General features: G+C 48.3%; 13 protein-coding genes. 4 read left to right on the forward strand and 9 right to left on the reverse strand.

Translation table 11 applies throughout. From position 1 onward, the window contains the following. The first annotated feature begins 190 nt into the window (after nt 1-190). Both KNP94_RS07665 and KNP94_RS07670 read left to right on the forward strand, forming a co-directional pair. On the forward strand, nt 191-808 hold the full coding sequence (locus KNP94_RS07665; protein WP_088838108.1) for a YitT family protein: 618 nt from the start codon (nt 191-193) through the stop codon (nt 806-808). Between the two features lie 72 nt (nt 809-880). Then, the gene (locus KNP94_RS07670; protein WP_088838107.1) at nt 881-1,441 is read left to right on the forward strand and encodes a GNAT family N-acetyltransferase; all 561 of its coding nucleotides are present in this window, start codon (nt 881-883) and stop codon (nt 1,439-1,441) included. Nucleotides 1,442-1,880: 439 nt separating this feature from the next. Here KNP94_RS07670 and KNP94_RS07675 read toward each other — a convergent pair whose 3' ends face one another. The 9 genes from KNP94_RS07675 to KNP94_RS07715 form a co-directional block, all read right to left on the reverse strand. After that, the gene (locus KNP94_RS07675; RefSeq protein ID WP_215115523.1) at nt 1,881-3,272 is read right to left on the reverse strand and encodes a hypothetical protein; all 1,392 of its coding nucleotides are present in this window, start codon (nt 3,270-3,272) and stop codon (nt 1,881-1,883) included. Beyond that, nucleotides 3,269-4,186, reverse strand: coding sequence for an FTR1 family iron permease (locus tag KNP94_RS07680; protein WP_214802207.1), 918 nt, complete (start codon nt 4,184-4,186; stop codon nt 3,269-3,271). The genes KNP94_RS07675 and KNP94_RS07680 overlap by 4 nt, the downstream gene beginning before the upstream one ends. A gap of 16 nt (nt 4,187-4,202) precedes the next feature. After that, nucleotides 4,203-4,943, reverse strand: coding sequence for a hypothetical protein (locus KNP94_RS07685; RefSeq protein ID WP_088838098.1), 741 nt, complete (start codon nt 4,941-4,943; stop codon nt 4,203-4,205). Next, nucleotides 4,940-5,671, reverse strand: coding sequence for a glycosyltransferase family 2 protein (locus KNP94_RS07690; protein WP_088838097.1), 732 nt, complete (start codon nt 5,669-5,671; stop codon nt 4,940-4,942). Before KNP94_RS07690 ends, KNP94_RS07685 begins: the two co-directional genes overlap by 4 nt. Then, a complete protein-coding gene (locus tag KNP94_RS07695) occupies nt 5,668-7,101 on the reverse strand; it encodes an alkaline phosphatase family protein (protein WP_088838095.1) in 1,434 nt (477 codons plus the stop codon). The genes KNP94_RS07690 and KNP94_RS07695 overlap by 4 nt, the downstream gene beginning before the upstream one ends. Further along, nucleotides 7,098-7,961 (reverse strand): lysylphosphatidylglycerol synthase domain-containing protein, encoded by an 864-nt coding sequence (locus KNP94_RS07700; protein ID WP_214805266.1) that lies wholly within the window; start codon nt 7,959-7,961, stop codon nt 7,098-7,100. The genes KNP94_RS07695 and KNP94_RS07700 overlap by 4 nt, the downstream gene beginning before the upstream one ends. Beyond that, complete coding sequence (locus tag KNP94_RS07705; RefSeq protein WP_088838092.1) at nt 7,940-8,860, reverse strand: NAD-dependent epimerase/dehydratase family protein; 921 nt, start codon at nt 8,858-8,860, stop codon at nt 7,940-7,942. Before KNP94_RS07705 ends, KNP94_RS07700 begins: the two co-directional genes overlap by 22 nt. Before the next feature lie 24 nt (nt 8,861-8,884). Further along, nucleotides 8,885-10,069, reverse strand: a complete 1,185-nt coding sequence (locus KNP94_RS07710; RefSeq protein ID WP_214805264.1) for a hypothetical protein — start codon at nt 10,067-10,069, stop codon at nt 8,885-8,887. A gap of 154 nt (nt 10,070-10,223) precedes the next feature. Then, nucleotides 10,224-10,757, reverse strand: a complete 534-nt coding sequence (locus KNP94_RS07715; protein ID WP_088838088.1) for a type III secretion system chaperone family protein — start codon at nt 10,755-10,757, stop codon at nt 10,224-10,226. 205 nt (nt 10,758-10,962) lie between these two features. On the opposite strand from KNP94_RS07715, the gene KNP94_RS07720 reads away from it, so the two are divergent. Continuing rightward, nucleotides 10,963-13,419, forward strand: a complete 2,457-nt coding sequence (locus tag KNP94_RS07720; RefSeq protein WP_214810967.1) for a CoA-disulfide reductase — start codon at nt 10,963-10,965, stop codon at nt 13,417-13,419. Between the two features lie 583 nt (nt 13,420-14,002). After that, on the forward strand, nt 14,003-15,448 hold the full coding sequence (locus tag KNP94_RS07725; RefSeq protein ID WP_214808349.1) for an alanine/glycine:cation symporter family protein: 1,446 nt from the start codon (nt 14,003-14,005) through the stop codon (nt 15,446-15,448). Nucleotides 15,449-15,544: the final 96 nt, after the last annotated feature.

Consider the following 15,544-nt stretch of genomic DNA (forward strand, 5'->3'; position numbering starts at 1 on the left):
GAAAGGGTGGAAACCGATGGATACCGAGAGGACCGATCATCTATTTAGCTTACCTGATTTTTAGCATCGCTGGTCTTACGTAAACAAGACAGTAATGGTTAAAAAAATCAGGGAGAGCGAAAATAGATGAATACCCAAACGGCAACAATAAAACCTCTCCCATGGAAGATACGGGAGAGGACAATAAAACATGAAACGAATCGCAACCATCTTAGCAGGAACGTTACTTATGGCGTTCGGCTACTATACTTTGAATGAACAGTTTGGATTAGCAGAAGGCGGATTTATCGGGTTATCTTTATTAGGACGGTATTTCTTTGATATCAATCCATCGATTTCGATGATCGTGCTCGACATTCCATTCTTTATTGGAGCACTTTATTTTAAAGGAAAACGCTTTGTCAGTGAGGCACTTGTCTCAGCAGGTGCACTATCGCTCTTTTATGAGATGTGGCATCAGCTCGATTTGTTCCATTTCCCGGAACAGGCCTGGCCGGCAACGTTAATCGCCGCCATTGCGAGTGGGATCATCACGGGATACGGACTTGGTCTTGTGTTGAAGAGTGGTGCTGCGACCGGTGGTGACGACCTTTTATCAATGGGCCTTAGCAAAGTGACAGGTTTATCGATCGGGACGATTTTATTTAGTCTCGATGCAATTGTTCTTGTCATTTCACTCGTCTACTTGCCAGTCAGTTTGACGCTTTATACGTTACTTGCAGTTGCCATCGCGGGACGCGTCGTCTCAGTCATGACACGCGAACCGGTTACTGTACCAGTAGTTAGACCAGCGCCACAACTGAAATAAATAAAATCCTTCCTGACATCAGGAGGGATTTTGTTTTAGGATAAAAAGAGATAACGAGAAGGGGGCTACCCAATGATTAGACAAGCGACTGCGGAAGACGCCGATCAAATCGCACCATTGATTGAACAGGCGATTCATGAAATTGCCGAGACACTGACCGGAACGCAGGAGAAGGAATTGATTTTGGAACGGCTTGCGCTGTTTGTGACGCAAACGGGAAACCGGTTAAGTCACGAGAACATTCTCGTCAAGGAGCTCGATGGGCGCGTCGTCGGCATCGTCATCGCATATGCGGGAGTGGATGCAGCGCAGTTGGATGAACCGATTAAACGTCAGCTCCTCGCGTGGACAGGTCAAGAGATACAAATTGATCAAGAGACGGAAGGAAACGTCTTTTATCTCGATACATTGTCGGTCGATCCGGCATATGGCGGAAGAGGAATCGGGTCTGAGCTGTTGCAGGCAGCAGCGGACGAAGGGGAGAAGCGTGGATTACGCGCGTTTACGTTAAATGCCGATCAGACGAATGCTGGGGCGCAACGTCTCTATCGACGTCTTGGATTCGTCCCGGTCAAGACGATTGAAATCAGTGGCGGACAATTTGATTACATGGAACGACCGTATGCAACTTGAATGATGAGTGAAGTACTTTGAATTCATTTCAAGATTCGTTGATACGCAGACAAGACTTCGCTTTCCGCGGGCGAAACGTGAGCCTCCGCGTCGCCTGCGCGACTTACGGGGTCTCACCTGTTCCGCTTTTCCCGCAGGAGTCTTCGTCTTGTCTGCTTCTCAACGACGTTTTGTTAAGCTGTTAAAATCCATCCATCAAGAATCTGAAATCAAAAAATCACTCGCTTCACGCGACTCCTACAGGAAAAAGCGCAAGACGACTTGCGCTGTCAGAGACAAACAAGACCCGATTTTCTGCCTCATGGAGGCAGGAAAACTGGCTTGTGTCTCGCCTGAGGAAAGCGCGTGGAAAAGAGTGATTTTTTACGTTTACTTCAACTAATAGGTTAAGAAGCAATCATTTTCTAATCATCTGAAAAAAATAATGAAAAAAGAATTTTTATCTCGGAGCTTCTTCATTCAAGTTTAACCGGTACAACCGCGCCTCCGCATCCTCCGGTTCAAACCGGGGGTCACTCGTGAAGCGGAAAACCTCCGTCACTTCAATCGATACATCTGCCACCCGCAACTGTTTGAGTAATCGTCTGGTCAGGTAAACTTCCGCTGATTTAGGCTCCGCCCGCCATTTGCTGACAGATCCAATCGGAACGATCGTAGCGTCAGGACGTGCCATCAAAAACTGGCGGTCTTCTTCATCCGTAAAGATGGTCGCTGACGCCGGTAAACCGGTAATGGCATCCGCCAACTGGATAGTTGCCGGTTCAATTGTCGCTTGGCGGTACAAGGCGATACTTCCCATCACCAATTGAATACATAAAAATGGGACGAGCCAACGCACTGACAGATGGCGAACAAGCAGGAAGACGAGCAGTAAGACGAGAGGTAAAACATGGCGTGGTTTATCAATGTTTTGGGCCAACCAGACCCAAAGGAAATAACCAGTACCGGTGACGCTCCACCAAAGAGGAAGCGGACGGATTCGTTGACAGAACAAGAATAGCCCTGAAGCAAGACCGAGCCAACTTGTAAATCCTAAACCATGCCAAACGATTTGTTTGAGTGTCAATCCAAGTCGTTCAATCAACGAGGCTTCGTCCGTTTGTGCCGTACCGCCCCAGTCCGAAAAGTGACCCGTCACGAAACTGAGTGACAATTGAGCGAAGGACGCGGGTCCCCCGACCGAGAAGGCGACCGGTAACAGCCAGGCAAGTTGTGCCAGGAGTAACGTCGCCAGTTCGGACAGGAGTTGCCAGTAGTCTTTTCGGGTTTGCCAAAGTAAAAAGAGTAACACGATTCCGAACGGCGCATAGGATAATCGTGTTGCCATCAACAGTCCGAATAAGAGGTACGGCAAAAGACGGAAATGACCGTGCCGAGCACGTTCGACACTCCACATGAACCAACAGAGGACACCAAGTGCAAGACCGTCCGACATCCCGGTCGCAGAGATGACGACGAGTGAAGCAACCGAGATGACAGTGAAAGCAGCTAGTAAACGTGCTGTATCAAACGACTGACGTTTTAACAGCAAATATAACGGAATCAGTCCGCTCGTGAAGCCAAGCGTCGAGACGATGCCAAGCGCACGGACGGGTTCAAGCCCGAGTCGTGTGAGACCTGTCGCGAGTAAGATGAAAAACGGGTACCCCGGAAAATGTGGCTGCAAATTCGCCAAATCATACTGTCCAACCGCTAACGTAAAGTTGGCGATGTCGTAGCTTGCGACAAACGGGCTGACCAGATAAAGATGAACACCCAGCAATAGTGAGATGGCGAAACAGAGCGTGAAAAAAAGCGATCGTCCAAGTAGACGATCGCTCCGAACGGTCAAGAAACCTCCTGAAGGTTTTTGGCTGCTTTTGGTGTTCGATTTTGACGCATCAGCATGAAACCGGCAAACGCGAAGTAGCCCCACCAGGCGATCACTTGCTCAAGTGATGGATTATGGCTGTAGCCGAACATCGCACCCATAAACGTACCGATTTGTCCGCTGATTAATGTCGGATTGCCTGTATCGCGCAAATATTGAATTTGGTCGATGTAGTGTTCCGGCATAAACCCGACGATGTTATACAAGGCTGCCGGTGTTCCATCGGCGTTCGTCAACAGGCTTCCGAGCAGTCCAAGGTCTTGGAAACGTCCAATCGTTTGGACGAGCATGCCGGCAGCAATAAACAGAATCAGGATGCCTGTCACTTGGAAGAAACGTTTGACTGGAATCTTCATCGTTCCGGAAACGAACAGGTAACCGAAAATGAGTGCGAGCAAGAGACCAGACACGGCACCATAACTCGTCAAGACTTTCTCGATTTCACCGCCGGAAATGGCAGCGAAGAAGAAAACCGTCTCGATGCCTTCTCGGACGATGACGAGGAACGAATGGATGATCATCGTGATGGCACTGCCTGTCGAGACCGCCGCCGCGACTTTTGCCTGCGAGGCCTGTTGGTTTTCTTTCGCCTCTTTCCCCATCCAGAGCACCATGTGTGTCAGTAAGATGACGGAGATCATCATAATACCAAGACGCAAGTACGTGTCGCTACCGAAGCTTGCGAAACTCGTAAAGACGACTTGGAATAAAAAGGCGACACCGAGGCTCGCGAGCAGCGCAAGTCCGACTCCGGCATAGACCCATTTTTTATATTGCGGTGCGTTGAGTCGATCGAGATAGCCGAGAATCAAACCGACGATCAAGACAGCTTCGAGACATTCACGAAGCGTAATTAAAAACGCTTGAAAATCCATCGTCCTTCCTCCCTAATCAGTGATGTTGACGTTTCTTTTTTCGTTGACCGATGATGACGATGACGATTAGAACGATGACAAGACCAATCGCAATCGTTTTCCAAATCTCATCTGTTCCGAAGGATTGTCCGAAAATCGAATCCTCTTCTTCAAATAAACCGGTTTTTTCTTCTCCGGGTAAAACGAATAGTGGTGTAATTGTATCTTCGATTAATGCAATGTTTTGATCAAATGTTTCTTTATCACTCGCTTTTTTCCCGACTCCGAACAGTCCGGGGTTCCCGAGCGCAGTAAGTGCATCGTCAAACGCAGTATACAATGCATCGGACGTTTTTGCATCTGTGCTTTCTTTGACATAAGGAGCAAGTACATCATATGTGCCGCGTGCTTTCGCAAGTAACAGCTTCGCCTGTCCGAAGTCTTCGAACTGCTCATCCGCAAAATGAAGACGACGTTCGATGTTTTGACGTAAGGCAACGCGATACGCCTGTTTGGCATTCTCTGCGTCTTCTTCCGCTAACGCAGCATCAATTTTTTCCTTCGCTTCAGGGAAGTAAAGTTTAAATTCTTTATCATACGCGTCAATCGTTTCCTTCGCAAGTGCATAATCTTTTTGATCGAGCTGTTCCTCAAATTGTTTATAAGCTTCCGCAAAAGCTTCTTTGCCCGGGTCACCATAGCTGTAAGCAAACGCCGATAAAGGAGTCGCGAGGAGACAGAAGAAAACAACGACCGGAAGGACTAAACGTTTTATCATCCGAGATGCTCCTTTCGTTCAAAACGTTCTTCAATCGGTAGTGCAACGATTGGTCGACGCCACTCTTTGTAAATGGCAGGGACCACACGTTGAATATAGTTCAAGCGGATAAAAGATTTTCCTGATTCACGTACCCGGTAACGAATCGGTACTTCTTTCAGACGGAATCCTTTACGAACGAGGTTCAACGTCAAGACTTGCGCGTAGTTGTAATCGTGGATGATTTCCGCGTGTTTGCAAGCAGCGCGTGAGAAAGCACGCATCCCGCTTTGTCCGTCATGAATTTTTCGTTTCAGTAAAACACATTGAAGCCACGTAAAGACGTGATTCCCAATATAGCGATAGAGGCGCATTCCGTCAATCGTCCCGAGGAATCGTGATCCGAAGACATAATCCGCATCGTTCGCTAAGATCGGTCGAACGACGTCCGGAATTTGATCGGCCGGGTACTCGTTGTCCGCATCAATCATCACGGCGACGGTCGCATCATGGTCATAAGCGCGATACAATCCTTCGCGGACCGCAGCGCCAAGACCACGATTTTGTTCGAACCGGTAGACTTGAGCACCGTTCAGGGTTGCGACGGTCGATGTAGCATCGGTCGATCCATCATCGATGACAATCGTTTCGACGGGGATTCCGTCAATCTCATCCGGGATTCGTTTTAAGACGAGTGGGAGAGAGGTTTCTTCATTGTGAGCCGGAAGGAAGACGACGATTTTCTTCATGAGCGTTCCTCCTTAAAAGCTTCCGTCAACAATACGCCACGACTGTCGTGCGGGATATCGGCACCAAGCAACTTCGTAATCGTTGGTCCAAGCGACAGGATATGCCGGTGTGTATCGACCTTGCGACCAGCATGAATGTGTTTGCCATACATCCAAAATGGGACGAAACGTTCTCCTTCGTCGAGGTGACCATGCCCGCCGATCCCGTCGGCTTGACCATGATCGGCCATGACGATCAGTGTCGCATCGTCTAACTTACCGAGACGATCGAGTTCTTCACAAAACTCTGCGAGTAGCGCATCGGCTTCCTCGATTTTTTGAATATATTCCGAGTAGAGCGTCCCGCGACTATGACCGGTTTGATCCGTTCCGATTAATTGGATTGCAAGCAAATCCGGATCTTCTTCGTGAACGATTTGCTTGGCCCGTTCGATGATGTTGCGGTCGGCGACATCATTATGCATGACGGCTGTCACGGTACTGACGTCGGTCGAACCGAACGCATCGACGAGGTGGGCAATCCCGAGAATCTTGCCGGATTTATTGACGGCACGCAACCGGTCGAAGACGGTATCCGTTTTGACACCGGTCGTATTCCAGACCATGTTGGAATGAATTCCGTGATCTTCCGGACGTGCTCCCGTGAACATCGAGCTGAAGCAGACGACTGTCCGGGCCGGGTAGACGGTTTCCATATTCGTATATTCCGTTCCTTCTTGACGCAATCGCTCGAGAAACGGAGTGTTCGCAGCCATGTATCGGTCTTTTCGCATCCCGTCGACAATCAAGACGTAGACTTTGTCTGAAGTCGGCAAGCTGACGTCTTTTGTCGGCTCAGTCGGAAGTTTCGGTTTCCAGTCGAAGAGATAATGGTGGAGAATCCAAGCAAATAGTAACAATCCGGCAGGGAACAAGACGTACGACCAGTCAAAGGTCGGATTGATTGACGCTGTTTGCCAGTAGGCAAGTAAGAGTGCGACTTTCGGTAGTTGTTCTTGCGCGTTACCACTCGTCGAGTCACTGTTCTTGAGGACGAGTTTCCAAAAACGCGTGAAGTTGAGCCAGTCCGTTCCAATCCGTAAATGGTAATAAATCGTTCCCCAGAAGAAAATCGTGAAGAAGAAATAAAGACCTGCTCCGTAAGCGAATAGGGGCAGGAGCCGTGTATCCGTTCCTTCAAGGAATAACCAGACGATGACGGGCATCCATAAATAATTACGAAGGAACAGCGGGAAATCAAATTTCCAGTACAGTACGAATAAAGGCAACGTCACTAAAAATCCGAAGCCGGCACCGCTCAGTGTCTGTTGGAACAAAAGGCAGTAGCTGAGGAAGACACCGATTGTAAAAATCGGGGTGAATGGTTTTCCTTCATTCAACAGATTCCACATACGGGCTGCGACTTTTTCAAAACGTGAAGCACTTTTCATGAAGATCCTCCTTTCTGTTGATTCTTGAATTGGCGAAACAGTAATGTGACACTACGGTGATGTCTGACCAAAAAATACAAAGGTGCGATGAAGGCGAAAGCATATTTGAACGTGTGCGTCATCAAGGCAAGTTCATAAGGATGGTCGACGCCTGCCGTCTGTAGAACCGTTCCCATGGCGAGCTCATACGTGCCGAGACCACCGGGGGTGAATTGAGCAATTCCGGACAAGACACCGGCACTCATCGCGATTAAGACGAGGGGGAAGGGAAGGACAGCGTTCACGCCTAAGAATAAGCAGTAAACGGCGCCCGCTTCCAAACACCAAGCGAGTGTGCCATACCCGATTAATGCGTACATCGTCCGTAAAAAAGGGCGGACGACGACTAAGGCGAGTACACCGAGCACAATCGCGATACCTGCAGGAAGAGCTGTTTTCGTCGCGAGCAAGCCGAGCGAGACGAAGAATCCGAGGACGACCAAATCAATGCCGCGCTGTGCGACAAGGATTGCCGTTGTCCGTTTTAAGGGACTAGCGATGGCACGTGCCGTCAGCAGGCGAACACCTTCGCCGAGTTTGACGGGTGACAAGTGATTGACGGCAAGGCCGAGATAGAGGCTCGTCAAATAGATTGGCAAGGGTGCCTGCCGCTGATCAGCCACGCGCCAGGCGACAGCGCGGACATAAAAAGCACCTGCATACAACAAGCTTGCGAGTAGCGTCCAGTAAGAGCGTGAAAGGGTGCGCAAGTAATCATAGAGGACAGGTAACTCGAGCACGAACCGAATTAATAAAAAAACAACCGCAAGCGTCAAGAGGACGCTTGCGGTTGTACGGATTACATGCGCCCGAGATGCCATGTAATCATCCGCTCGAGTCCTTCATTCAAGGTAACGGAGGGCGTGTAGTCGAATGCTTGTCGTGCAGCTTCCGTATTACTCCATGTCATCGAGACATCTCCTTCTCTTTGCTCGGTGAACGTTACCGGAACACCGTATCGCTCACTGAGGGACCTGGCAATCGTTCGGACCGACTCCGGTCGATTCGCCCCTAAATTATAAGTCCCGATTGCGCGCGCTTGAAGTGCTTGTTCCATCCCGCGTGTAATGTCATCGATGTACGTGAAGTCGCGTACCGGGTCACCGAACACGACAAGTTCTTGACCACGAAGCGCTTGTTCGATGAAGCGGTAAAGCGCCATATCCGGGCGCCCGGATGGTCCGTAGACCGTAAAGAAGCGGAAGATCGTAACCTGTAATCCATATAGGTTTTGATAGGCATTACAGAACGTCTCGGCACTATACTTTGCCGCGGCGTATGGACTGACGACTTGACCGGTCGCCTGCTGTTCGCTCAACGCACCTGTCTGCTCCCCGTAAACCGAAGAAGAAGAGGCAAACAAGACTTGCTGAATCTGATGTTGTTTTGCCGCTTCAAGGACGGTCACCGTCATATCGATATCTTCTTTGATGTAGCGATGCGGCTCACGTAAAGATCCGGGAACGCCAGGTAAAGCAGCAAGATGGAACAGGGCATCGAATTGACCGGATGAACACCAGGCATCGAGTCCGACGTGGACATCTGCTTCACAGATGTTTACGCCAAGTCGTGTCAGCTCCGCTGCCCGTTCGCGTTTCAAGTCGCTTGCATAATAATCGGTGAAGGCATCGATGATCGATACGGTATGACCACTAGTACGCAAACGAGTTGCAAGTGCAGCACCGATGAAGCCAGCGCCACCCGTAATTCCGATGTTCAAAGGAAGTTCCTCCAATCGTCTTGCTTAGTTGAACGTATCGAGCGCATCGACGATTTTTTTGCTCACCGTTTCCGCTTCTGCGTCATTTTTTTCGATGAGATCGTACCATGTGTTAGCGTCAGCAAGAACAGCGTCTGCCTCTTCTTTACCGAGACGATTTTCGAGGGTCGGCTTCATCGCGATGACGAACATGTTCGCTTCCATCGCTTCGACACGTGCTGTATCGACATCTTTCGCTTCGAGTGCTTCCATTGCTTCTTCATGATAACCGACGACTTTCTTCGTCAATGCTTTGGCGAAGAGTCCTTCGATCTCTTCATAAGAGACGTCTGCTGGTTTTGTTTTTGAGAAGTCGTATTGTTCTTTTAGTTTTGCGACGGCGGCTTCATCGCCACCGGCAAGTGACTCTTCGATTGCGAGTAAGAATCCGTAGCCTTCTGCTTGTTCCATTTGTAACTCTTGTTCGTCGGCACCGGATTTAGCGCCATCCTCGATTTTTTGTGCATAACCGAGTGCTGCGAGATAGAATGAACGGTAAATCGACTTATCCGTCAACTGTTTTGCGACTTTAAAGTCAGCGACGTTTTCAGCCGAGATGGCGTCTTCTTGTGCTGCGAGACCGGACGTGATCGCTTGTGCGATGGCTTCTTCGTTTTTGAAGTCATAACTCGCATCGCGCTTTTCGGCTGTCGGGATGAAGACAGTTTCCGCCATGTTTTTGATATTTCCTAACGTCGCCATGGCGTCATCCGTTTTTCCGGCCGCGACTGCTTCTTCTGCTGTTGCTTGCATTGATTTTTGGAGTTTATAGAAGTAAGACTGAAGTCCTTTATCGACAAGCTGACGGGCAATGTTCTCATCCAAATCCTTTGATTCGACGCCTGCGAGGGCAGAAGTGACGACTTGTTCGATTTCAGGAGCGGCAGTTGCGACGCCACCTTTTAACTTCGATTCATAACTCGTCTGGACCATCTTCCAATCGATGGCTTGTCCTTCTTTCGCTTTATCGAGTTCTGTCTTGATTGAGCTGAAGAGTGTCAATTCGTCCGTTAATGTCGTTGCGGCGATTCCGGCATTCGTGTTTTTATCAGACGTTTGCTCCGTTTTGTCTTCTTTTGGAGCTGTCGTTGTTTCTTTTTCATCCGTTCCGCAAGCTGCGAGTAATCCGGCTACCATAAAGAGTGACGCTACTTTAAATCGTTTTTTCATCTGTCTCATTCCCCCAGGAAAAATAAAATTATCTACAAAATGATGTCGTTTTCACAATTCTCACTATAACGAGAATAATTCTCATTGTCAATTGAACTTAAAACAAAAAAATGGCTCCAGAGAAATCTCCGGAGCCATTTTTTTTAAATATAAATTATTGAATTTGGTCATACAATTTCGTTAAATACGCGTACACTTCGTCAGAGGCTTGGAACATCATGACCGAGTGGCCGAAGATGGCAGCCGGGTTGAAGCCGTGATCTAAGTCGATTGTTGAAGCAATCGTTACGTCGCGATCGCTATCGAGGACGACGCGGAAGTACTTGAACTCTTGGTTGAAGTCATTGATTGCGTTTAAGATAGGAAGATCTTCGACACCGTCTGGAACGTGCGTAACGGTACGAGCGAATAACTCAACGTCCGTCGTCGTTTTACTGAAGACGATCATCATCATCGGCTCAGCGCCAGCTGGTGTTTTTTCTTGTGTCATAAAGAAGACGTGTGTTTCATTTTCACGTGCTTCCATTGGAATGCCTTTTTCGACTAAGAACGCTTGGAATGCTTCCAAGTGTTGTTGTTGAACTTCCGTTACCCCGTTTTCGTTTGTTCCTTCTTGATTACGTTCTGGGTGAAGCGGTGTGACCTTGTTGTCCTCATTCGTTTCGTTCGAGTTACGGTCCTGGTCCATTTTAAATCCCCCTTATAGATACTGTAATCTCAGTTTCAAGCATTTTAAGAGGAATTGCAACTAATGTCCGTTATCATTTAAAGAAGAAACAGTTTGAAAATAAGACAAGTATGTGAAATGTAGAGCAAACTACTTGAAACCACATACCTTAATGGGTATATTGTAAAGCATAGAGAGTACGATTCGATTTAGGAGGAAAACAGACATGAAAACAATCATTGTTGGTGGAGTAGCAGGTGGAGCGACCGCTGCAGCACGATTACGCCGGTTGGATGAAACGGCGGAAATCATTTTGTTAGAACGTGGAAAAGAGATTTCGTTCGCGAACTGTGGATTACCGTACTATATCGGGGATGTCATCAAAGACCGGAACAAGCTACTCGTCCAAACACCTGAGGGGATGCATGCCCGGTTTAACTTGGATGTTCGGAATCTGTCGGAAGCGATTCAAATCAATCGTGAACAAAAAACGGTCACAATCCGTAAAGTCGATACAGGTGAAGAATATGAGGAGTCATATGACAACTTAATTCTTTCACCAGGAGCAAAACCGATGCGTCCATCAATTCCTGGTATCGAAGAAGCGACGAACATCTTTACGTTACGTAACATTCCGGATACGGACCGGATGCGTCAATATGTCGATGAGAACCGTCCCGCACGTGCCGTCGTCATCGGTGGGGGGTTCATCGGGCTTGAAATGGCAGAAAACTTGGTCGAACGTGGTGCGAAAGTCACATTGGTTGAAATGATGGATCAAGTCATGGCACCGGTCGATCCGGAAATGGCAGCCATCGTCCATGAACATCTACGCGCAAAAGGGGTCGAGTTGATTTTATCGGATGGTGTCGCCCGCTTTGAAGAGGCAGGGAGACGTGTTGTCTTGACGAGCGGCAAGACGATTGAAACGGAAATGAACATCTTGTCGATTGGTGTCATGCCGGAAAGTAACCTTGCGGCGGAAGCAAAACTTGAGTTGGGAATCAAGAATACAATCAAAGTCGATGACACGTTACGGACATCTGATCCATCGATCTTTGCGATTGGTGACGCCATCGAAGTGAAAGATTACGTGACAGGAGAGGCGATGCATGTTCCACTCGCGTGGCCGGCGAATCGTCAAGGGCGTCTCGTTGCAGACATCATCGCCGGACGCGACGTCAAATATACAGGTGCGCTCGGTACAGCCGTCGCAAAAGTATTCGATATGACGGTCGCTTCGACCGGAAATAACGAAAAACGGTTGAAACAGTCTGGTCGCCGCTATGAAGCGGTTCATCTCCATCCGGGTTCGCACGCCGGTTATTATCCGGGTGCCAGTCCAATCTCAATGAAACTCTTGTTTGATCCGATTGACGGAACGATTTACGGCGCGCAAGCGATTGGGATGACGGGTGTCGAAAAACGGATTGATGTCTTAGCGACGGCAATCAAAGGTGGATTAACGGTCCTCGACTTGCCAGACCTTGAATTATCATACGCACCACCGTATAGCTCGGCGAAAGATCCCGTCAACATGGCAGGATACATCGCTTCGAATATCGTGTTAGGGGACAGCGAAAACGTCCATTGGCATGAAATTGATCAAATCGTCGCAGCCGGCGGATTGTTACTCGATGTCCGTGAACCGTCTGAAAATGAACTCGGTTCGATTCCGGGCTCGGTCAATATCTCATTACCGACGCTTCGCACGTCACTCGACGAGCTACCGAAGGATCAGCCAATCTACGTGACATGCCAAGTCGGATTACGGGGATATGTCGCGAGTCAGCTCCTTAAACAAAACGGCTTCGACGTGAAGAACTTGAGCGGCGGATATAAAACATGGGCGACGGTCAATCGCGATCAAGAAGCGCGAAACCAAGCACGGGAGGAAACAGCAGTGACGACGATTAAAAGTGAGCCGAAACAAGCCGTGAAAGCAGAGCAAATCACGCTGCTCGATACATGTGGATTACAGTGCCCGGGACCAATCGTTGAATTAAAAACAAAGATTGATCAACTGCAGGACGGAGACCAAGTCTTCATTAAAGCATCGGATCCTGGTTTCTTACCGGACGTCCAGGCATGGGCAACAAAGCTCGGACATACCGTCCATACGGCAGAAATGAATCAGGGAATTGTCGAAGTTTTACTTGAAAAAGGGCAAGGACAAACGGAGCAACACGTGACAACGGCACCTGTCGCAAAAGCAGATGACGCGACGATGGTCGTCTTCAGTGGTGATCTTGATAAAGCACTTGCGTCATTCGTCATCGCACAAGGTGCACAAGCGATGGGCAAACAAGTCACGATGTTCTTCACGTTCTGGGGACTGAATGTCATTCGTAAGCCGGATGCACCAGCCGTCGACAAAGCACCGATGGAACGCATGATGGGGATGATGATGCCGAAACATGCCGGTGATCTTCCATTATCCAACATGAACATGGCAGGCGCCGGTCAAAAAATGATGAAAAAAGTCATGAAGGACAAACAAGTCGATGCGCTAGAGACGATGATGGCAAAAGCGCAAGCAGCAGGCGTCCGGATGATTGCGTGTACGATGTCGATGGACATCATGGGGATTAAAAAAGAAGAATTGTTAGATGATATCGATTATGGTGGGGTCGCAAGTTATCTTGGTGCGACAGACGATGCCAACTTAAATCTATTCATCTAAAGAATCGAAAAGAGCCCTTCCGCGAAAAGTGGAGGGGCTCTAAGTGTTTGTCTAAAGATGGAGGGGGTGACTAATTCAGATGAACATCCATCCTTGTGACGGACGTTTCCGCCATCCTCACTTTCCTTGGGCGGAAGGTAAGCCGCGGCAGCCCGCATTTCATGCGGTCATGCCGGGTCTTACCTCTTCCTGACGGAAACGCGAATCACGTTTCCTTTTCCCATAGGAGTTGAGGATAAACGTTTCCGTCCTCCGTTAATCGAATGGCCGATGATTCCACTTCCACGGAATCATCGGCCATTTCGATGTAAATGCTTCTTTTTCACGATGGCTTAGTGTGTATTTGGGACACGCATGAAAAAGTCCTGATTCCGTTTAATTGGTAGCCGTCCCTCCTTTTGAGTGAGGCCGTTCTTTTTTTGTTCGTAAACGAAAAACCTCACATCTAATGTGAGGAAATGGATAGAAATGCCTCGTAATCAGAAGTTGACTGATACAACTGTATTTGATTTTTCAAAAAAACTTTCGTATTATAGAACACATGTGAAGAAATGTTACATAAGAGAGAAGTGGGGGAGCCTGTATGGAGAAACAACTGATGGATATCGTAACGAATATTAGTGATGTATTATGGTCGAGCGTCCTGATCATCTTACTTGTTGGCTTAGGCATTTATTTTACGATTCGCATGGGATTCGTCCAATTCCGGATGTTACCTGAAATGTTACGGTTACTGTTCCAGGGAACAGATAAAGGAAAGGATGGCGTCTCACCATTCCAAGCGTTCGCGATCAGTACGGCTGCACGTGTCGGGACCGGGAACATTGCCGGTGTTGCGACAGCCATCGCACTAGGTGGACCCGGTGCCGTCTTTTGGATGTGGCTGATTGCCTTGATCGGTTCAGCGTCAGCATTCGTCGAAAGTACACTTGCTCAAATTTATAAAGTCCGTGATGAGAAGGCATGGCGTGGGGGCCCTGCCTACTACATGGAAAAAGCGCTTGGCCAACGGTGGCTCGGAATCGTCTTCAGTATCTTGATTACAATCTCGTTCGGGTTTGTCTTTAACTCGGTTCAATCGAATACGATTTCATTGTCACTTCAAAGTCAGTATGGCATCGATAAGATGTGGATCACGATTGCACTCGTTTTATTAACATCACTCGTGATTTTCGGTGGAGTACGTAGTATTGCAACGGTCTCTGCATTTCTTGTTCCGATCATGGCGGGCGGATACATTTTAATCGCCCTCTTCATTATGATTACGAATCTTGAATTGTTGCCGAACGTCTTCGGCTTGATTTTCCAAGAGGGACTTTTAGAGTTCAAGACGCTTGCTGGCGGAGCAATTGGTGCTGCAGTTCTTAACGGAATTCGTCGTGGTCTGTTCTCGAATGAAGCCGGTATGGGTTCTGCTCCGAATGCTGCTGCGACGGCTGAAGTGTCACACCCCGTCAAGCAAGGTTTGATTCAATCATTCGGTGTATTTGTTGATACGTTACTCATTTGTTCGTCAACAGCGATGATCATCCTCGTCAGTGATGTCGCGACGAAAGACGCGAACGGAAAAGCAGTTGCCGGGATCGAACTCGCGCAAAACGCACTCTCGACTCAGGTCGGAGTGTTTGCGACGACGTTCATGGCACTTGCGATCTTCTTGTTCGCATTTAGTTCAATCATCGGAAACTATTATTACGGTGAATCGAACATCAGCTTCATTAATGACAATAAAACACTGATGATGGCTTACCGTGTCATCGTACTCGGGATGATTGTCTTCGGTTCAGTCGTACAGACGGCAGGTCTTGTCTGGGCGCTTGCTGATATTTTCATGGGCTTGATGGCAGTCGTCAACTTGTATGCGATTTTCCGCTTATCTAAAATCGCGAAACTCGCACTTGATGATTACCTCGAACAACGAAAAGCCGGAAAAGATCCGCGCTTTTATGCGAATTCGATTCCGAACTTACCAGGTAAAGAATCTCTTGAGGCGTGGGAAACGGACGAATCAAAAGAAAAAGCGATTTAATCAAAAAGAACCGGCATTTTGCTGGTTCTTTTTGCATGTAGACAACGTGCTATCAGAAGGTGAGAGCGTTTTTTTTCGTTGCTTTTTAGTACGCAG

Origin of the sequence: Exiguobacterium sp. s80 (assembly GCF_018618725.1) — a bacterium.
GTDB lineage: Bacteria > Bacillota > Bacilli > Exiguobacteriales > Exiguobacteriaceae > Exiguobacterium_A > Exiguobacterium_A oxidotolerans.